This is a genomic window from Nocardioides baculatus (genome assembly GCF_016735675.1).
GTDB lineage: Bacteria > Actinomycetota > Actinomycetes > Propionibacteriales > Nocardioidaceae > Nocardioides > Nocardioides baculatus.
Genome location: NZ_JAERSG010000005.1, coordinates 336,946 through 355,237, shown reverse-complemented (window position 1 = coordinate 355,237; position 18,292 = coordinate 336,946). Strand labels below are relative to the sequence as shown.

Here is an 18,292-nt window from a genome sequence, read left to right as displayed (position 1 = left end):
AGGGTACCGGTCACCACCAGCCGAGCACGTCACCGCCGAGTCGTACGACGAAGCCGGAGACCACGACCAGGAAGAACGCGCGGACGAACCGGGCGCCCTTCGCCATCGCCAGTCGCGCGCCGAGGTAGCCGCCGACGATGTTGGCGGCGGCCATCGGCAGCGCGAGCTGCCAGATGACCGCACCCTGCGGGACGAAGACCACGAGCGCGGCGAGGTTGGTCGCCCAGTTCGCGAGCTTGGCCTTGGCGGAGGCCTCGAGGAAGTTGTAGCCGAACAGCCCGACGAGCGCGAAGACCAGGAACGACCCGGTGCCGGGCCCGATCGCGCCGTCGTAGAAGCCGATCGTCAGGCCGGTCAGCAGCACGGCCGCGAGGTGCTGGCCGCCCTGGAAGCGCAGGCTGGTCAGCTCCCCGACGCTCGGCTTGAACCAGACGTAGCCGCCGACGAGCACCAGCACGACCAGGATGATCGGGTCGAAGGCGCTCCGCGGGAGCAGCGACGCCACGAGCGCGCCGCCGGTCGACCCGGCGAAGGCGGCGAGCATCAGCGGCAGGAACGTGCGCGGATCGGGGCGGATGCGACGGACGTACGTCGTCGCGCTGATCGACGTGCCGCAGAAGGACGCGAGCTTGTTGGTGGCCGCGATCTGCACGACCGAGGCGCCCGGCAGGCCGACCAGCAGGGCGGGCAGCTGCACGAGCCCACCGCCGCCGACCACCGCGTCGACGAAGCCCGCGACCAGGGCCGCGAGGACCAGGAAGAGGACGACCTCGAGCGTCAGGTCCCCCACGTCAGCGGGTGAACTCCTGCACCACGACCGCGTCGTAGTCCTCGGGCATGGTGGCGTTGAGACCGGGGCAGATGAACTCCTGCGACTGGTCCTCGACCATCTTCGCCGCCGAGCAGTTGACCGTCGCGACGGGGTCGCCGTCGGTGGAGAAGACCATCTGGAAGATCGCGGCGCGCTCCTCGGAGAGCGTGTTCTTGATCGTGCCCTTCACCTCCGGGGTGGTCACCTCCTCGGCGCCGGTGGAGCGCTCGATCCCGGTGACCTCCCAGCCGTCCTCGACGACGAAGCCGTTCCAGCTGAAGGTCTTGCCGACCTCCACCTCCACCGGGTCGGTGCCGGTGTCGACGTCGTCGTCACCGCCGCTGCACCCGGAGAGCGTGGCCACGCAGGCCAGGACGAGGCCCGCGCCGAGCAGACGGGCGGCGCTCACGAGGCGGCCACGAAAGTGAGGAGGTCCTGGCGGGTCAGCACGCCGATCGGCTTGCCGTCCTCGTGCACGAGCACGGCGTCGGCCTTCTCGAGCAGGGTGACGGCGTCGCTCGCCGCCTCGGAAGCGCCGATCGTCGGCAGGGCCGCGGACATGTGGTCGTCGACGCGGTCGGTCATCTTCGCCGCGCCGGTGAACAGGGCGTCGAGCAGCGTGCGCTCGGACACCGAGCCCGCGACCTCGGCCGCGACGATCGGCGGCTCGGCCATGACGACGGGCATCTGGCTGACGCCGTACTCCTGCAGGATGTGGACGGCCTCGGCGATCGTCTCGCCGGGGTGGGTGTGCACCAGGTCGGGTAGCCGGCCGGACTTGCCGCGCAGCACCTCCCCGACGGTGCGGTGGTCGGCCTCCGCGCCCGAGGCGAAGCCGTACTGAGCGAGCCACTCGTCGTTGAAGATCTTGCTGAGGTAGCCGCGCCCGGAGTCGGGCAGCAGCACGACGACGACGGCGTCGGTACGGCCCTCGGCGGCGAGCTCCTGCGCGACCTGCCGCGCGGCCCAGGCGGCCATGCCGCACGACCCGCCGACGAGGAGCGCCTCCTCGCGCGCGAGGCGGCGGGTGAAGGCGAACGAGTCGGCGTCGGAGACCTCGATGACGCGGTCCGCGACGGTCCGGTCGTAGGTCTCGGGCCAGAAGTCCTCACCCACGCCCTCGACGAGGTAGGGGCGGCCGGTGCCGCCGGAGTAGACCGAGCCGGCCGGGTCGGCGCCGATGACCTGGACCTCACGACCCTCCTTGGCGGCCTGCTCCTTGAGGTAGCGCCCGACGCCGCTGATGGTGCCGCCGGTGCCCATGCCGCACACGAAGTGCGTGATCCGGCCCTCCGTCTGCTCCCAGATCTCCGGGCCGGTGGTCTCGTAGTGGGAGCGCGGGTTGTGCGGGTTGGCGTACTGGTTGGGCTTCCACGCGCCCGGCTCGGAGGCGAGCCGGTCACTCACGTTGTAGTAGGAGTCGGGGTGCTCCGGCGCGACGGCGGTCGGGCAGACCACGACCTCGGCGCCGTAGGCCCGGAGCACGTTGCGCTTGTCGACGCTCACCTTGTCGGGGCACACGAAGACGCACTTGTAGCCCTTCTGCTGGGCCACCATCGCCAGCCCGACACCGGTGTTGCCGGACGTCGGCTCGACGATCGTGCCCCCGGGCTGGAGCTCGCCGGACGCCTCCGCCGCCTCGATCATGCGGGTGGCGATACGGTCCTTCACGGACCCGCCGGGGTTCAGGTACTCCACCTTGGCGAGGACCAGCGGGCCGCCCTCGGCGCCCCCCTCGAGGTCCAGGGTCCGGCCGAGCCGGACGAGCGGAGTGTTGCCGATGAGGTCGAGGACGGAGTTCGCGTACTGCACCCGGTCAATGTAACGACCTACTGACTCGTAACATGAAACCGTGGGGGCAACCGGAGCAGCACGCAAACTGGCATCGGCCGCGGCCCTGGGCGGCGGCGGACTCTCCGTGCTCGGGGGAGGGCTCTACGGCGTCCTGGTGCTCGAGGCGAAGTTCGCCCGGAGGATCATCGGCAACGCGACCGAGTCGGCGCTCGACTCGACCGGGTGGTACGGCCGCGGCCGCCCCGGCCCCGCGATCCGGATCGCGCTGCTGGGCGACTCCAGCGCCGCCGGCTACGGCGTCGAGCGGGTCGAGGACACCACCGGTGCGCACCTCGCGACGGGCGTCGCCGCGCAGGCCGACCGCCGCGTGCACCTGCGGTCCTTCGCCAAGGTCGGCGCGCAGTCCAGCGCGCTCGCCGACCAGGCCGACGCCGCGATCGGCACCCACCCCGACCTCGCCGTCGTGCTCATCGGGGCCAACGACGTCACCCACACCGTGCTGCCCTCCGCGTCCGTGCGCCACCTGGCCGAGGGCGTACGCCGCCTGCGCGAGGCCGGCATCCAAGTGGTCGTCGGCACGTGCCCCGACCTCGGCACGATCCGGCCGATCCCGCCGCCGCTCAAGCAGGTGGCGCGCGAGTGGTCGCGCCGGCTCGCGGCCGCGCAGACCATCACCGTCGTCGAGAACGGCGGCCGCTCGGTGTCGCTCGGCGACATCCTCGGCCCCGAGTTCGACGCCGCCCCGGCCGTGCTGTTCGGGCCCGACCGGTTCCACCCGTCGGCCGACGGCTACCGCCAGCTGGCCTCCGTCCTCATCCCGTCATGCCTCGCAGCCCTCGACCTGCTGCCGGACGACGAGGCCCTGCCCGAGCCCCGGCGACGCGAGGGGATCCTCCCGGTCGCGGCCGCGGCGGTGCGCGCGGCGCGTACGCCCGGCACGGAGGTCGACGGAACCGAGGTCGGTGGCAACCAGCGCGGCCTCCGCGGGCGCTGGGTCGAGCTGCGGCACCGCCGCCGGCGCCCCGCCACCGACGCCGAGTCGCCGGGCGAGCACGAGGACCACGAGACCGCGGCCGGTCCCGCACCGTCGAGCGGTGAGTGAGGGACTCGGGAACCCCGGGATCCCCCTCACGCACCGCTCCGGTGCGGGTCCAGAAATGACGCCGGCCCGCCCGAGGCGTGCTCGAGCGGGCCGGCGGAGCTCAGATCAGCTGATCTGCGGGGTGGTCAGTCGCCCCGGATGATCGCGAGGATGCGGAGCAGGTTGGTGTAGATCCAGACCAGGCTGACGGTGAGGCCGAAGGCCGCACGCCAGGACTCGCGCTCCGGGAGACCGGCCGCGACGCCCTGCTCGACGAAGTCGAAGTCGAGGATCAGCATGAAGATGCCGAGCACCAGGCCGGCGAGGGCGAAGACGAAGCCGAGGCCGCCGTTGCCGTAGAGGCCGGTGCTGATGCCGAAGAAGCTCAGCACGAGGGACAGCAGTCCGAGGCCCACCATCGCGAACATGCCGGCGACGACGCCGCGGCGGAACTTGTCGCCCACCTTGATGTTGAGGAACTTGTAGGCAGCGAGCGTGCCGACGAACGCGGCGAAGGTGCCGAGCACGGCCTGGGTCACGACGCCCGGGTAGAGGGTGTCGAAGAACTTGCTGACCGCACCGAGCGCCACACCCTCCGCAGCGGCGAAGGCCAGCACGAGCGCCGGGCTGATGACGCGCTTGAAGGAGTTCACCAGCGACAGCAGGAACGCGCCACCGGCGCCGACCACGGCCAGCATCTGGGCGCGGCCCGCGGCGTCCTGGTCGATCACGTTGCCGTCGACGACGTCGCCGATCCACCACCAGGTGGCGAAGGCGGTCGCGAAGACCAGCGCGATCGAGATGGCCGTCTTCTGCACGACGGAGTCGATGGTCATCCGGCCCTGGTCGACCTGGCCGGGCGTGCCGGTGCCCCACTGGGACGGGTCGGTTCCGGTGTCGCCGTAGCCGGGATAGGTCTGGCCGCCGCCGGCGTAGGTCTGGTTGCCGTAGGCGTTCGACGAGGCGCGGTTGAACTCCTCGGAACGGTTGAACACGGGATTGTTGCTTCTCATGGTCTCTCCTTGGAGGCCGCCTCCGGAGGTTCCGGAGGTGCGACGCCGTCGCGGTGACGGCGCCTGTCGTCACTCCACTCTAGCCGGGGCGACATCTGTTCAAACGTGCACGGAAGCGGCGCTGTTCCCCTCACAGCAACTTCTCAGGCTGGGTGCTACCAAAGTCGGATCTCGCAGCCCGTCAGGTCCTCGCCGCGGCACCGGTCGTCGCCGCGACCTCCGACGACGCGATCACGCCCGGGACCGCCGAGCAGCACGTCGTCGTCGTACGACCCGATGAGGACGTCGTCGCCACCGCGACCCCTGGCGGTGTACGACGCCGCGCCGGTGACGCGGTCGTCCCCCGGGGTGCCGAGGTAGGTCCAGGTGCCGGGGTTGACGGGCATCACGACGCGCTCGACGTCGAGGATCGCGGCGCGCACCGGCCGGCGGTGCGAGAGGCGGACCACGAACCGCTCGCGGGCGTGGTCCATCACCCCGCGCGCCCGGGCGCCGCTCCGGAGGACGTCCAGGGACACCTCGTCGCGACCGGGTCCGCCGACGAGTCGGTGGCGGCCCGAGCCCAGGTAGACCTCGAGCTCGTCACGACCGGCGCCGCCGTCCAGCCTGCCCCTGCCACCCTCCTGGCGGACGTGGTCCGCGCCGTCACCGCCGAGCAGCAGGTCGGTGCCGCCGGTCGAGTCGAGGAGGTCGTCGCCGGCGCCCCCGTCGAAGACGTCGTCGTAGGACTCGCCGCGCACACCGTCGTACTCGTAGGCGTCCCACGCGTTCATCAGGAGGTCGTCGCCCCCGCTGCCCTCGATCCGGTCACCGCCGCCGTTGCCGACGAGCTGGTCGGGGCCCTCGGTGCCGAGCAGGCGGTCGGGGTGGCCGGAGCCGAGGAGCTCGACCACCGCGCCGCTCACGGGAGGGGGCTGTGCGACGACCACGGTGTCGGCGCCCTCCCCGGTCGCGACTCCCGACACGAGGTCGACGGCGACGCCGGTCGCCGAGGCGGAGTAGTCGATCGTGTCGGGGCTGTTGTAGCCGTCGTCGCGGATCACGGTGTTGACGCCGACGTCGACGAGGTCGTCGCCGGGGCCGGGCACGAGCGTGTCCCCGGACGGCTCCGGCTCGCTCTCGAAGAGCGGCACGAGGCCGTTGTCGCCTCCGTAGAGGCGGTCGTCGCCCGGTCCCCCGTGCAGCAGGTCGGCGCCCGCGTCGCCGCAGACGAGGTCGTTGCCGGACCCGCCGTCGATCTCGTCGTTGCCGTCCAGAGCCGCGATCACGTCGTCACCCGGCGTGCCGGTCAGCACGTCGTCGCCGGTGGTGCCGACGATCGTGGCGGTCACTCCGGCGCAGGTCGCGGGCGCCGAGCGCGCCGGTGCGGCGTACCCGCTCGCGGCGAGGGCGAGCAGGCCGACGAGGGTCGACGCTGTCACCCGGGATCTCATCGGCCGATCATGCCATCGCTTGATGTCCGGACGTCCCCAGCGCGAGAGTCGGCACATGAGCGACGAGCTGCCCCGTCCCGTCCGGGTCTACACGCCCGCCGACCTGGAGTCGGCCGACCCGACGCTCGGCATGCAGCGAGCCCTCGCGTTCGAGCTGCCCCTCCTGTGGGCCGGCCAGGTCGTGACCGAGCCCGGCGCCGTGTCGGGCTGGCACCACCACGAGCGCAACGAGTCGAGCCTCTACGTCGTGCGCGGCGTGCTGCGCCTGGAGTTCGAGGGTCACGACGGCCACCTCGACGCCGTCGTGGGTGACTTCGTCCACGTCCCCGCGTGGACCGTCCACCGGGAGTCGAACCCCGGTGGTGAGCCTTCGCTGGCAGTCATCGCGCGAGTGGGCGGTGGCATCCCGACCGTCAACGTCGACGGACCCCGGGCCGTGGACGGATAACCCGTTGCCGCGGCGCCCGCCCCTGCCTACCGTGCAGGGAGCCGGGCAGTCCGGCCGACGTCCCACGGAGAGGCACCGAGATGCGAGCTACGCACGCTCCCGTCCGCATCCACCTCCTCGAAGGGACCTCGCGTGCACCCGCGCCCATCCAGCTCCGCCCCGAGCCGTTCGCTGAACCTGGGCATCCTCGCCCACGTCGACGCCGGTAAGACCACCCTCACCGAACGGCTGCTCCACCTGGCCGGGGTGATCGACGAGCCCGGCTCCGTCGACTCCGGCACCACGCAGACCGACAGCCTCGCGCTCGAGCGCCGGCGCGGCATCACCATCAAGTCCGCCGTCGTCGCGTTCACCCTCGACGACCTCGTCGTCAACGTCATCGACACCCCCGGACACCCCGACTTCATCGCCGAGGTCGAGCGCGTCCTCGGCGTGCTCGACGGCTGCGTCCTCGTGCTGTCTGCGGTGGAGGGCGTCCAGCCGCAGACCCGGATCCTCATGCGGGCGCTCCAGCGGCTCGGGGTCCCGACGCTGCTGTTCGTCAACAAGATCGACCGGGTCGGCGCCGACGTCGACGCCGTGCTCGAGGCCGTCCGGACGCGGCTGACGCCGGCGATCCTGCCGATGGGCACCGCGGCGGGGCTCGGCGCGCGGTCCGCCGCCTTCACGGCGTACGCCGACCACGACCGTGCGTTCCGCGAACGGGAGACGGTCGCGCTGGCCGAGCACGACGACGCGCTGCTCGAGGCGTGGCTCGACGGCGAGGACCGTACGCCGGACCAGCTGATGTCGCTGGTCGCCGAGCAGACCCGGGCCGGGGACCTGCACCCGGTCTTCGCCGGGTCGGCGGCCACCGGTGCCGGCGTGCCCGAGCTGGTCGCCGGGATCGCGCGCCTGCTCCCCGGGCCCCACGACGAGTGCGTGGGAGGCGAGCCCTCCGGGCGCGTCTTCAAGGTCGACCGGGGCGCGGCGGGCGAGAAGGTCGCCTACGTGCGGATGTTCGCGGGCACGCTCCGGGCCCGGCAGCGCGTCGAGCTCACCGGCGGCCGGTCCGGGAAGGTCTCGGGGGTCGAGGTCTTCCGCGACGGCCGGTGGACGCGCGCCGCGGAGGCGCACGCAGGCCAGGTCGCCCGGCTGCTCGGTCTCGCGGCGGTCCGCGTGGGCGACGGGTTCGGCACGTCGGCGCGCGCCGAGGACCACCACTTCCCGCCGCCGACCCTGGAGGCGTCGGTCGAGGCGTGCGACCCGGCGCAGCGTCCCGCCCTCCGGGTCGCCCTGGCCCAGCTCGCCGACCAGGACCCGCTGATCGCGGCCCGCACCGACGAGAACGGCCGCCCGACGGTGTCGCTCTACGGTCGGGTCCAGCAGGAGGTCATCGCCTCGACGCTCGCCGACGAGCACGGCATCGAGGTGGAGTTCAGCGAGGCGAGCGTGCTGCACGTCGAGCGGCTGCGCCGGGTCGGCACGTCGATCGAGCGCTTCAACACCCCGACCAACCCCTACTGGGCGACCATCGGTCTCCGGCTCGCCCCGGCCGCCCCCGGCAGCGGTGTCGTGTTCGACCTCGACGTCCCGCTCCGCGACCTGCCGCTCTTCCTCTTCACGTCGGTCGAGCACTTCACCGCCGTGATGGAGCGGCACGTCGCGCGCGCCCTGTCGCGCGGGCCGTCCGGGTGGGAGGTCACGGACTGCCGCGTGACCCTCACCGAGACGGCGTACGCCTCGTGGGACGGCCCGCCGTCGCAGCGCGGGCCGCTGCCGACCGCCCTCGACTTCCGCAAGCTGGTGCCGGTGGTCGTACGCCAGGCGGTGGCCGACGCGACGACCCAGGTGTGCGAGCCGGTGCTGATGGTGAGCCTCGAGGTGCCGACCCGCGACGCCCCGCAGCTGCTCACGCTGCTCGGCCGCTGGGGCACGGAGCTCACCGGCCAGACGTCCAGCGGCGACCTCACCCGGATCGACGCCCGCCTCCTGGCGGCCCACCTGCACGACCTCCAGCACCAGCTGCCCGACCTCACCGGCGGCGAGGGTGTCCTGGAGTCGAGGTTCGACGGCTACCAGCCGGTGCGGGGACGGGGGCCGACCCGACGGCGATGAAGCGTGCCCCGGCTGGGGTTCGAACCCAGACTGTGCGGTTTTTAAGACCGCTTCCTCTACCGGTTGGGATACCGGGGCGTGCCGCGTGGCGGACGGGGTCAGTCTGTCAGCGCGCGGGCGCGCTCGAAGACGGCGTCGGTCATCTCACGGGTCAGCCGTCCGGTGTAGGTGTTGTGCGGCGACGGGTGGTAGCAGCCGATCAGGGTGACGTCGCCGAGCACGAGCTCGGAGCCGTGGCCGAACTTCGGCCGCCTGGCCGGCGCCTCCGCTCCAGCGGCCACGAGCGAACGGACCGCTCCGTCCCAGCCGAAGGAGCCGAGGGCGACGACGGCGCGGACGGTCGGCAGCAGCGCGAGCTCGGCGGCGATCCACGGTGCGCAGGTGTCGCGCTCGGCGGGGGTCGGCTTGTTGTCCGGCGGCGCGCAGCGCACGGTCGCGACCATCCGGGCGTCGATCAGCCGCTGGCCGTCACCGGCGTGCTCGCTCGTCGGCTGGGCGGCCCACCCGGTGCGGTGCAGGCTCGCGAAGAGCCAGTCCGCGCTCGGGTCGCCGGTGAAGATCCGCCCGGTCCGGTTGCCGCCGTTGGCGGCCGGAGCGAGCCCGACGATGAGCAGCGACGGCTCGGGGTCGCCCCAGCCGTTGATCGGCCGGCCCCAGTAGGGCTCACCGGCGAACGACGCCCGCTTCTCGACCGCGACGTCCTCGCGCCAGGTCACCAGCCGCGGGCATGCCGAGCACACGCTCACGCGGGCGTCGAGCTCGGCGAGGGTCTCGGCGGTGGCGAGACGGCGTACGTCGTCGGGGTCGCGGGCCACGGGCGTGCCCTGGGAGGCCGGGTCGTCCGGCCACCCGGTGCCGGGCGCGACCGGGCTGGTGAAGGACCCACCGACCACCGGGTGCGGCAGGAGGGTCATGACACCGTCCCCATCAGATCGCGGCGGCGATGCCGTGGAGGATGTCGGCCTCGGAGACGAGGTGGTCGGGCACCGGCACGCGGGCCAGGATCCCGCTCCAGATCAGGGCTCCGGCGCCGATCACGTCGGCGCGGCCGGGGTGCATGTAGGGCAGCGCGCGTCGGTCCTCGACCGTCATCGCGACCAACCGGTCCACGAAGTCGGAGGTGTCCGCGTTGGAGAGGGTGGCGCCGTCGAAGGCGTCGCGGTCGTAGGTGCCGAGCCCGAGGACGCCGCAGGCCAGTGTCTTGATCGTGCCGGAGGTGCCGATGGCCGTCCGCGCCCGGTCGAGCGGCACGCCGCAGGCGTCGAGGTGCTGGTCGATGTCGGCGACGCAGGCCGCGACCTCGGCGGCCGTCGGCGGGTCGCTGTGCAGGTGCCGTTCGTGGAGCCGGACGGAGCCGATGTCCATCGACACGGCCCGACGGTCCTCCCCCTCGCCGAGCACCAGCTCCGTCGAGCCTCCGCCGATGTCGACGACCAGGACCGGCTCGGGCGGCATCGGCGACTGGGCGGCGATGGCCCCGGCGAAGACGAGCGCCGCCTCCTCGTCGCCGGACAGCACCTCGGGCTCCACGCCGAGGCGACGACGTACGCCCTCGGCGAAGACCGCCGCGTTGCTGGCGTCGCGGGTGGCGGAGGTGGCGCAGAAGCGCAGGCGGGCGGGGTCGACGTCGTGCGCGCGGATCGTGGCGCCGAGCTCGTCGATCGCGGCGAAGGTCCGCTCCAGCGCCTCGTCGGCGAGCCGCCCCGTCCGGTCGACGTCCTGGCCGAGCCGGACGACCCTTGACTCGCGGAGCACGACGTCGAGGGTGCCGTCGTCGCGGCGGCTGCCGATGAGCACCTTGATCGAGTTGGTGCCGCAGTCGATCGCGGCGACGAGGGTGCTCATGCCCTCATTCTGCCGACCGGGCACTTCCTCGCGCCGAGAGGTGCCGACCGGGCACTTCCTCGCGCTGGGAACCGCACGCCAGCGCGAGGAATCGCCCGGTCGGGGTGTTCCAGCGCGAGGGATCGCCCGGTCAGCGGTCGACGGCCACGCAGGGGCCGGACTCCCACCACGCCCCGAGGGCGTCGAGCACCTCGTCGCCGAGCGGGTTGACCCCGCGGCCCATCGCGAGCGACTGGGCGGCGAGGACGTGCAGGCACTTCACGCGGTCGGGCATCCCGCCGGCGGAGATGCCGTCGATCTCGGGCACCTCGAGCCCGGCCCGCTCCCCCACCTCGGCACGGAAGGCGAGGTAGCGCTCGTGCGCGGCACGGTAGGCGGCGGCGAGCTCCTCGTCGGTCCCGAGGCGCGCCTCCATCTCCTTCATCACGTGCGAGCCCTCGAGCGTGCCGATGCGCGAGGCCGCGCGCGGGCAGGTGAGGTAGAAGGTCGTCGGGAACGGCGAGCCGTCGGGCAGCCGCGGCTCCGTCGTGACCACGTCGGGGTTGCCGCACGGGCAGCGGTGGCCGATGGAGTCGATGCCCCGCGGCTTGCGCTCGAGCTGCGCGCGGATCGCCTCGACGTCGGCGGGATCGATGTCGCTCACTGCTTGCTGCCGTCGATCAGGTCGGCCGGCTCCTCGCCGGGCGGCGGCGGGTTGCCGGCCAGCTCCATCGACTCCCAGGCGGCGGTCCACCACGCCTTGGGCACGGTCTTGATCACGTCGGACGGGTCGTTGAGCGTGGCCTGCGCCTCGAGAGGCTTGCCGTCGGTGCCGATGACCTCGAAGCCGGACTCACCGGGCATCAGGTACCCGAAGCGGGCACGCGCCTGCGCCTTGACGTACGCCGGGTCGTCCCACCGCTGCTTCTCGCGCTCGAGGTCGTCGATGCTGGACTCGCGCGTCGCGATCTGCGACTTGAGCTCGCCGATGTGGGCACGCTGCTGGAGGTAGGCGCGCAGCGACGACGCGTAGGACACCGTCAGCACGGCGAGCACCAGCACCAGCACGGCCGCACGGCCGGTGAAACGGGGTCGGCGCACGCTCCGCTGCGCGGCGGGTCGCACCGCGCGCTGGCTCCCGGTGTCCGCGACCGTCGCGACCGGCGTACGCGCCGCCGTGGTGCGCGGCCTCGTCGAACGGTCGCCGGGGCGCGTGGTGCTGCCCTGCCCCGGTCCGCGTGATCCGTTGCCGCTGGGCCCACCGCGTGACGTACGACGCTGGGAAGGCATGGCGGACAGTCTGCCCCGTTCAGCCGCCGAATCGCGGGAAGGCACCCCGACCGGCGTAGCGAGCCGCGTCACCCAGCTCGTCCTCGATGCGGAGGAGCTGGTTGTACTTGGCGACGCGGTCCGACCGGGCCGGCGCACCGGTCTTGATCTGGCCGCAGTTGGTGGCCACGGCGAGGTCGGCGATGGTGGTGTCCTCGGTCTCGCCGGAGCGGTGGCTCATCATGTTGCGGAAGCCGGCGCGGTGGGCGAGCTCGACGGCGTCGAGGGTCTCGGTCAGCGAGCCGATCTGGTTGACCTTCACCAGCATGGCGTTGGCCGTGCTCGAGTCGATGCCGCGCTGGAGCCGCTCGACGTTGGTCACGAAGAGGTCGTCGCCGACGAGCTGGGTCCGGTCGCCGAGCGCGTCGGTCATCGTCTTCCAGCCGGCCCAGTCCTCCTCGTCGAGCGGGTCCTCGATGGAGACGATCGGGTAGGAGTCGACGAGGTCGGAGTAGTAGGCGACCATCTCGTCGGTCGACTTCTTCGCGCCCTCGAAGACGTACTTCTTCTTGTCGAAGAACTCGCTCGCCGCGACGTCCATCGCGAGCGCGATGTCCTTGCCCAGCGCGAAGCCGGCGGACTTGACCGCCTCCGCGATCAGGTCGAGGGCGGCGCGGTTGCTGTCGAGGTTGGGGGCGAAGCCGCCCTCGTCGCCGAGGCCGGTCGAGAGGCCCTTCTTCTTCAGCACCGACTTGAGGGCGTGGTAGACCTCCGCGCCGTGCTGGAGCGCCTCGCGGAAGGTGGCGGCGCCGATCGGCGCGATCATGAACTCCTGGACGTCGACGTTGGAGTCGGCGTGGGACCCGCCGTTGACGATGTTCATCATCGGCACGGGCAGCAGGTGGGCGTTGGGGCCGCCGACGTAGCGAAACAGCGGCAGGCCCGACGACTCGGCCGCGGCCTTCGCGGTGGCGAGCGAGACGCCGAGGATCGCGTTGGCGCCGAGCTTGGCCTTGTTGGCGGTGCCGTCGAGGTCGAGCATCGCCTGGTCGACGAGGCGCTGGTCGTCGGCGTCGAGGCCGATGACGACGCCGGAGATCTCGTCGACCACACCGGACACGGCCTTCTGCACGCCCTTGCCGAGGTAGCGCTTGCCGCCGTCGCGGAGCTCGACCGCCTCGAAGGCGCCGGTGGACGCGCCACTGGGCACGGCCGCGCGACCGAACGCGCCGTCCTCGAGGAGGACCTCCACCTCGACGGTGGGGTTGCCGCGCGAGTCGAGGATCTCGCGGGCGCCGACTGCGGCGATGATCGACATGAGGGTGCTCCTGGAGGTGACGAATGGTCAGACTGAGGGGACGGCGGCCAGCCTAGCCACGTCGACGCCGTACGTCGCCGGGGTGTCCGCGGGGCTGGCTAGCGTGGGCGCCGTGCCCACCGCCGCCGACCACCTCGACGCGTTCCTCGACGCGTTCCTCCACCGGCCGGACGACGACGAGGTGGGCGCCCGGATCCGTCGGGCGATGGCGGGTGAGTCCGCGTCACGGTTCCGCGACCGGCTCCTCCTCGAGCGCGCGGCGTGGCTGGCCCACGAGACCGACCTCAGGCTCCAGGACATCTCGACCGACTGCGGCTTCCGCGGCTACGACGTCTTCGTCCGCGCCTTCCGCCGTGAGCTCGGGGCCTCGCCGTCCGAGTGGCGCGCCGACCCGACGACGTGGGAGGTCGCCGCGCCCGGCGACGTCCACTTCCACCCGCCCGACGGGATCTCCCTGCCCGCCTGGACCTCCTACGACGAGCGCCCCTCGGTCGCGGCGGCCCACGTCAGCGCGTTCGCGCCGGACCCGCAGGTGGTGCCTCTCGACCCGTAGCCTTCTCGGCCGCCTTGGCCGCGTTGTAGAGCGCCATCACCTCGTCGACGGTGGTGGCGACGGCGTCGCCGAAGACGTGGGGGTTGCGACGCTCCATCTTGGCGCGTACGCCCCGCGCGACGTCGTCGAGCGTGAACTCGCCGGCCTCCTCGGCGATCACCGCATGGATCACCACCTGGAGGAGCAGGTCGCCGAGCTCGTCGCACAGCGCTGCAGGGTCGCCCGACTCGATCGCCTCGACGACCTCCTCGGCCTCCTCGCGCAAGTAGGGGATCAGCGAGGTGTGGGTCTGCTCGCGCTTCCACGCGCACTCGCGCTGGAGCACCCGCATCTGGTCGGCGAACGCCTCCAGCTCCGAGCCGCCCGACGAGGCCGTCATCGGCAGGTCAGCCGCAACGGTGGGTCGTCGGCAGGGTCTTCGCGAACTCCGGGTCCGGCGTGTCGGCGAGGCCGGACTTGGCGGTGTCGCCGACGGCCACGGAGGTGTTGGTGTCGACCGGCTTGAGCACGCCGTCGACGTTGGTCAGGCCGTAGCGCGGGTCGATGTCGATGCCGTTGGCGTCGGGCCACTGGTTGAAGACGTCGAGCCCGGCCTGCGTGACCTGGTCGGTGGTCGGGTCGGCGATGCCCTGGTCGTCGAGCACGATCGCGCCGACCTGGTCGACGATGTCCTGCGCGTAGGCGGGCGTCGAGGTCAGCGTGATGTAGTCCTCGCGCACCTCCTCGGGCATCGTGCCGGCGGTGCCCTGCCGCTGCGCGACGTCGTTCTCGTAGGTCGAGCCCGCCGTCACGCCGTAGTCCTCGGCGACCTGGTCGGCCTGCGAGCGCAGGGTGAGGAGCTGGACGACGTACTGCCGCACGAAGCTCATCGGGACCGGCGACTCGAGCTGGTCACCCACGGACGTGCAGTAGTGCGAGGTGGCGGTGTCGATGTCCCTGACGGTGAGCGTCTCGTCGCCGATCTTCGCCGCGATCCCCGGGGCGGCGCTGCCGCACCCGGTCAGCAGCAGCCCGGCGACACTGATCGTCGCGGCCGTCATCAGGCGGGTTGTGCTCACGAGTCGCTCCTCGGTCCATCTGCTGTCGTTGGCGCTGCTGGGGGTGTCGGCGCGGCGATCACGTCGTCGACCACACGGCGAGCCCATTCAAGCAGGGCGATGCCGGCCACCGGACGCACGGGGAACCCGGTTCCCTGCGGCCTCGGCACGAGGATCGTACGCACCGGTGCCTTGACCACGGACTTCGGATGCAGCCGCTGGAGGCGTACGACGCGGGAGTCGGGGAGGTCGACCGGCGCGAACCGGACGTACTTGCCGGCCAGCGTCACCTCGCCCACGCCGACCTGGCGGCACCGGGCCCGGAAGAGCGCCACGAAGAGCAGCGACTGCACGACCTCGGGCGGCTCGCCGTAGCGGTCGACCAGCTCGGCGCGCACCTCCTCGACGTCGGCGTCGGAGCGCACCTCGGCGAGGCGCTTGTAGATCTCGAGGCGCAGCCGCTCGCTCGGGATGTAGTCGTGCGGGAGGTGCGCGTCGACGGGCAGCTCGATGCGGACCTCGGCGAGCTCCTCCTCGTTGCCGCCCTTGAACTCCGCGACCGCCTCGCCCACCAGCCGGACGTAGAGGTCGAAGCCGACGTCGGCGATGTGGCCGGACTGCTCACCGCCGAGCAGGTTGCCGGCGCCGCGGATCTCGAGGTCCTTCATCGCGATCGCCATGCCGCCGCCGAGGTCGGAGTGCTGGGCCAGGGTGGCGAGCCGCTCGTGGGCGGTCTCGGTGAGCGGCTTCTCCGCCGGGTAGAGGAAGTAGGCGTAGGCCCGCTCGCGCGAGCGGCCGACGCGCCCGCGCAGCTGGTGGAGCTGCGAGAGGCCGAGGGTGTCGGAGCGCTCGATGATCATGGTGTTGGCGTTGGAGACGTCGAGGCCGCTCTCGACGATGGTCGTGCAGACCAGCACGTCGAAGCGCTTCTCCCAGAAGTCGAGCATGACCTGCTCGAGCGCGTGCTCGCCCATCTGGCCGTGCGCGGTGGCGACGCGCGCCTCCGGCACGAGCTCGCGGATCCGGGCGGCCGCCTTCTCGATCGACTGCACCCGGTTGTGGATGTAGAAGACCTGGCCCTCGCGCAGCAGCTCACGGCGCACGGCCGCGACGACCTGGCGGTCCTCGTAGGCGCCGACGTAGGTCAGCACCGGGTGCCGCTCCTCGGGCGGGGTGGTGATCGTCGACATCTCGCGGATGCCGGTGACCGCCATCTCGAGCGTGCGCGGGATCGGCGTCGCACTCATCGACAGCACGTCGACGGAGGTGCGCATCCGCTTCATCTGCTCCTTGTGCTCGACGCCGAAGCGCTGCTCCTCGTCGACGATGATCAGGCCGAGGTCCTTGACCTTGATGTCGGGGTTGAGCAGGCGGTGGGTGCCGACCACGATGTCGACCGAGCCGTCCTCGAGACCGGTGATGACCTCCTTGGCCTCCTTGTCGGTCTGGAACCGCGAGAGCCCCTTGATGACCACCGGGAAGCCGGTCATCCGCTCGGAGAACGTCGACATGTGCTGGGTGACGAGCAGCGTCGTCGGCACCAGCACGGCGACCTGCTTACCGTCCTGCACGGCCTTGAAGGCGGCCCGCACCGCGATCTCGGTCTTGCCGTATCCGACGTCACCGCACACGAGCCGGTCCATCGGGACCACCTGGCGCATGTCGGCCTTGACCTCGTCGACCGTGGTGAGCTGGTCGACCGTCTCGGTGAACGGGAAGGCGTCCTCGAGCTCGCGCTGCCACGGGGTGTCCGGACCGTAGGCGAAGCCCTTCGTCGCCTGGCGCGCGGCGTAGAGCTTGATCAGCTCCGCGGCGATCTCGCGGACCGCCCGGCGCGCCTTGTTCTTGCGCTTGGTCCAGTCGCCGCCGCCGAGCCGGTCGAGGCTCGGGTTCTCGCCACCCACGTAGCGGGTGACCTGGTCGAGGGTGTCGGCCGGGACGTAGAGCATGTCGTTGGGTCCGCCGCGCTTGCTGGCGCCGTACTCCAGCACGAGGTACTCGCGCACCGCCCCGCCGATCTCGCGCTGCTTCATCTCGACGAAGCGGCCGACGCCGTGCTGCTCGTGGACGACGTAGTCGCCGGCCTTGAGCTCGAGCGGGTCGATCTGCTTCTTGCGGCGCGTGGGCATCCGGCGCATGTCGCGCGTCGACGCCTTCTGGCCCGACAGGTCGTCGCCGGTGAGGATCGCGACCTTGGCCTGGTCGTCGACGAGGCCGTTGACGACGCTGCCGCAGGTGACGGTGACGACGCCCGGACCGGCGGTGCCGCCCTCCTCGACCAGCCTGGCCGCGACGTCGTGCTCGCCGAGGAGCTCGACGAAGCGCTGCGCGGGACCGTGGCCGGCGTGGACGACCACGACGTCGAGGCCGCGGTCGAGCCAGTCGCGGATGTCGGTGACGGCCTGCTCGAGGTCACCGCGGTAGGACTCGGCCGGGTGCACCTCGAGGGTGAGCGACTCGTCCTCCACCTCGTCGAGGCCGAACGGGCTCACCGCCCACCAGGCGTGCCCGAGCCCGAGCGCGTGCAGCCGGACGTCGGCGATCTCGCGGTAGGACGCGGCGCCGAGGTCGATCGGCGCGGTGCCACCGCCGGCGGCCGCGGCCCACGACGCGCCGAGGAACTCCTCGCTCGTGGCGACGAGGTCGTGCGCGCGGCTGCGGGCACGCTCGGGGTCGAGCACCAGCACGGTCGTGTCGGCCGGCATCAGGTCGACGAGCAGCTCCATCTCGTCGACGAGCACCGGCGCGAGCGACTCCATCCCCTCGACGGCGATGCCCGCGGCCATCTTGTCGGTGAGCTCGAGCAGCTGCGGGTGCGCCTGGCCCAGCTCCGCCGCGCGACGGCGTACGTCGTCGGTGAGCAGCAGCTCGCGGCACGGCGGCGCCCAGAGGCGCTGCACCGTCTCCAGCGTGCGCTGGTCGGCCACGGAGAAGGCGCGGATCTCCTCCACGTCGTCGCCCCAGAACTCCACCCGCAGCGGGTGCTCCTCGGTGGGCGGGAAGACGTCGACGATGCCGCCGCGCACGGCGAACTCGCCGCGCCGCTCGACCATGTCGACGCGGGAGTACGCCGCCTCGGCGAGGCCGCGGACGACGTCCTCGAGCGGGCTCGTGTCGCCGGGCGCCAGCTCGACGGGCTCGATGTCGGCGAGCCCCGGGACCTGCGGCTGCAGCAGGCTGCGGATCGGCGCGACGACCACTTGGAGCGGGCCGTTGGCCGCGTCCGTGCCGGGGTGACGCAGCCGGCGCAGCACCGCGAGCCGGCGACCGACGGTGTCGCTGCGTGGGCTGAGCCGCTCGTGCGGCAGCGTCTCCCAGCTCGGGTAGTAGGCGACGGTGTCGGGATCGACGAGGTCGGCGAGCTCCTCGACCAGGTCCTCGGCCTCGCGCGAGGTCGCGGTGACCGCGAGGACGGTGCGTCCGCGGGCCACGAGGCCGTGCACGACGAACGGTCGCAGGGCTCCCGGACCGGTCAGGTCGAGCGCGTTGCGGACCGCGGCGTCGGCCAGCGCCCCGGCGAGCGTGGGGGCGGCGACGACGCGCTCGGCGACGGCGAGGAGCGGCGTGGACGACACGAGGATCCCTTCGGGACAGGGCGGGACAGGCCGGGGCAT

17 protein-coding genes and 1 tRNA gene are annotated in these 18,292 nt (G+C 72.4%); 4 read left to right on the top strand and 14 right to left on the bottom strand.

The window, feature by feature from the left end; all coding sequences use genetic code 11:
- Positions 1 to 10 precede the first annotated feature (10 nt).
- Genes JI751_RS17280 through JI751_RS17270 form a run of 3 tightly spaced genes read right to left on the bottom strand, consistent with a single transcriptional unit; the run spans position 11 to position 2,623 of the window.
- The gene (locus tag JI751_RS17280; protein ID WP_201939292.1) at positions 11 to 790 is read right to left on the bottom strand and encodes a TSUP family transporter; all 780 of its coding nucleotides are present in this window, start codon (positions 788 to 790) and stop codon (positions 11 to 13) included.
- 1 nt (position 791) lies between these two features.
- Positions 792 to 1,220 carry a hypothetical protein gene (locus tag JI751_RS17275; protein ID WP_201939284.1) on the bottom strand — a complete coding sequence of 143 codons (429 nt, stop codon included), beginning with the start codon at positions 1,218 to 1,220 and terminating at the stop codon, positions 792 to 794.
- Entirely contained in the window at positions 1,217 to 2,623 is a 1,407-nt protein-coding gene (locus JI751_RS17270) for a cystathionine beta-synthase (RefSeq protein ID WP_201939283.1), read from the bottom strand. The genes JI751_RS17275 and JI751_RS17270 overlap by 4 nt, the downstream gene beginning before the upstream one ends.
- A 40-nt stretch (positions 2,624 to 2,663) precedes the next feature.
- Here JI751_RS17270 and JI751_RS17265 point away from each other — a divergent pair, with 40 nt between their 5' ends.
- Positions 2,664 to 3,707 carry an SGNH/GDSL hydrolase family protein gene (locus JI751_RS17265; protein ID WP_201939282.1) on the top strand — a complete coding sequence of 348 codons (1,044 nt, stop codon included), beginning with the start codon at positions 2,664 to 2,666 and terminating at the stop codon, positions 3,705 to 3,707.
- A gap of 125 nt (positions 3,708 to 3,832) precedes the next feature.
- Here the strand turns inward: JI751_RS17265 and JI751_RS17260 are convergent, their stop codons facing one another.
- Positions 3,833 to 4,699 (bottom strand): Bax inhibitor-1/YccA family protein, encoded by an 867-nt coding sequence (locus JI751_RS17260; protein ID WP_201939281.1) that lies wholly within the window; start codon positions 4,697 to 4,699, stop codon positions 3,833 to 3,835.
- Positions 4,700 to 4,854: 155 nt separating this feature from the next.
- Positions 4,855 to 6,120: a calcium-binding protein gene (locus JI751_RS21625; protein ID WP_307814328.1), complete on the bottom strand. Its 1,266-nt coding sequence runs from the start codon at positions 6,118 to 6,120 to the stop codon at positions 4,855 to 4,857.
- Positions 6,121 to 6,187: 67 nt separating this feature from the next.
- Here JI751_RS21625 and JI751_RS17250 point away from each other — a divergent pair, with 67 nt between their 5' ends.
- The gene (locus JI751_RS17250; RefSeq protein WP_201939279.1) at positions 6,188 to 6,580 is read left to right on the top strand and encodes a cupin domain-containing protein; all 393 of its coding nucleotides are present in this window, start codon (positions 6,188 to 6,190) and stop codon (positions 6,578 to 6,580) included.
- A gap of 132 nt (positions 6,581 to 6,712) precedes the next feature.
- Positions 6,713 to 8,677: a GTP-binding protein gene (locus tag JI751_RS17245; protein WP_307814326.1), complete on the top strand. Its 1,965-nt coding sequence runs from the start codon at positions 6,713 to 6,715 to the stop codon at positions 8,675 to 8,677.
- Between the two features lie 4 nt (positions 8,678 to 8,681).
- On the opposite strand, the gene JI751_RS17240 is transcribed toward JI751_RS17245, so the two are convergent.
- The 6 genes from JI751_RS17240 to eno all read right to left on the bottom strand — a co-directional run bounded on the left by JI751_RS17240 (position 8,682) and on the right by eno (position 13,088).
- Positions 8,682 to 8,755, bottom strand: a tRNA-Leu gene (locus JI751_RS17240).
- 20 nt (positions 8,756 to 8,775) lie between these two features.
- On the bottom strand, positions 8,776 to 9,591 hold the full coding sequence (locus tag JI751_RS17235; RefSeq protein ID WP_201939278.1) for a uracil-DNA glycosylase: 816 nt from the start codon (positions 9,589 to 9,591) through the stop codon (positions 8,776 to 8,778).
- Positions 9,592 to 9,604: 13 nt separating this feature from the next.
- Positions 9,605 to 10,522 (bottom strand): Ppx/GppA phosphatase family protein, encoded by a 918-nt coding sequence (locus JI751_RS17230; protein WP_201939276.1) that lies wholly within the window; start codon positions 10,520 to 10,522, stop codon positions 9,605 to 9,607.
- A gap of 130 nt (positions 10,523 to 10,652) precedes the next feature.
- Positions 10,653 to 11,165, bottom strand: coding sequence for a DUF501 domain-containing protein (locus tag JI751_RS17225; RefSeq protein ID WP_201939274.1), 513 nt, complete (start codon positions 11,163 to 11,165; stop codon positions 10,653 to 10,655).
- Entirely contained in the window at positions 11,162 to 11,791 is a 630-nt protein-coding gene (locus JI751_RS17220) for an FtsB family cell division protein (RefSeq protein WP_201939272.1), read from the bottom strand. Before JI751_RS17220 ends, JI751_RS17225 begins: the two co-directional genes overlap by 4 nt.
- Positions 11,792 to 11,810: 19 nt before the next feature.
- A complete protein-coding gene (gene eno, locus JI751_RS17215; protein ID WP_201939270.1) occupies positions 11,811 to 13,088 on the bottom strand; it encodes a phosphopyruvate hydratase in 1,278 nt (425 codons plus the stop codon).
- Between the two features lie 112 nt (positions 13,089 to 13,200).
- Between eno and JI751_RS17210 the strand changes: the two genes are divergently transcribed.
- Complete coding sequence (locus JI751_RS17210) at positions 13,201 to 13,641, top strand: helix-turn-helix domain-containing protein (RefSeq protein ID WP_201939266.1); 441 nt, start codon at positions 13,201 to 13,203, stop codon at positions 13,639 to 13,641.
- On the opposite strand, the gene JI751_RS17205 is transcribed toward JI751_RS17210, so the two are convergent.
- Genes JI751_RS17205 through mfd form a run of 3 tightly spaced genes read right to left on the bottom strand, consistent with a single transcriptional unit; the run spans position 13,595 to position 18,253 of the window.
- Positions 13,595 to 14,020, bottom strand: a complete 426-nt coding sequence (locus tag JI751_RS17205) for a MazG nucleotide pyrophosphohydrolase domain-containing protein (protein ID WP_201939264.1) — start codon at positions 14,018 to 14,020, stop codon at positions 13,595 to 13,597. The genes JI751_RS17210 and JI751_RS17205 overlap by 47 nt on opposite strands.
- 7 nt (positions 14,021 to 14,027) lie before the next feature.
- On the bottom strand, positions 14,028 to 14,699 hold the full coding sequence (locus JI751_RS17200; protein WP_201939261.1) for a hypothetical protein: 672 nt from the start codon (positions 14,697 to 14,699) through the stop codon (positions 14,028 to 14,030).
- Entirely contained in the window at positions 14,696 to 18,253 is a 3,558-nt protein-coding gene (gene mfd, locus JI751_RS17195; protein ID WP_307814324.1) for a transcription-repair coupling factor, read from the bottom strand. The genes JI751_RS17200 and mfd overlap by 4 nt, the downstream gene beginning before the upstream one ends.
- Positions 18,254 to 18,292 lie beyond the last annotated feature (39 nt).

Coding starts and splice junctions, on each gene's coding strand:
- JI751_RS17205 (WP_201939264.1), bottom strand. CDS start 14,020: ATGACGGCCTCGTCGGGCGGCTCGGAGCTGGAGGCGTTCGCCGACCAG.
- JI751_RS17230 (WP_201939276.1), bottom strand. CDS start 10,522: ATGAGCACCCTCGTCGCCGCGATCGACTGCGGCACCAACTCGATCAAG.
- JI751_RS17260 (WP_201939281.1), bottom strand. CDS start 4,699: ATGAGAAGCAACAATCCCGTGTTCAACCGTTCCGAGGAGTTCAACCGC.
- JI751_RS17250 (WP_201939279.1), top strand. CDS start 6,188: ATGAGCGACGAGCTGCCCCGTCCCGTCCGGGTCTACACGCCCGCCGAC.
- eno (WP_201939270.1), bottom strand. CDS start 13,088: ATGTCGATCATCGCCGCAGTCGGCGCCCGCGAGATCCTCGACTCGCGC.
- JI751_RS17220 (WP_201939272.1), bottom strand. CDS start 11,791: ATGCCTTCCCAGCGTCGTACGTCACGCGGTGGGCCCAGCGGCAACGGA.
- JI751_RS17235 (WP_201939278.1), bottom strand. CDS start 9,591: ATGACCCTCCTGCCGCACCCGGTGGTCGGTGGGTCCTTCACCAGCCCG.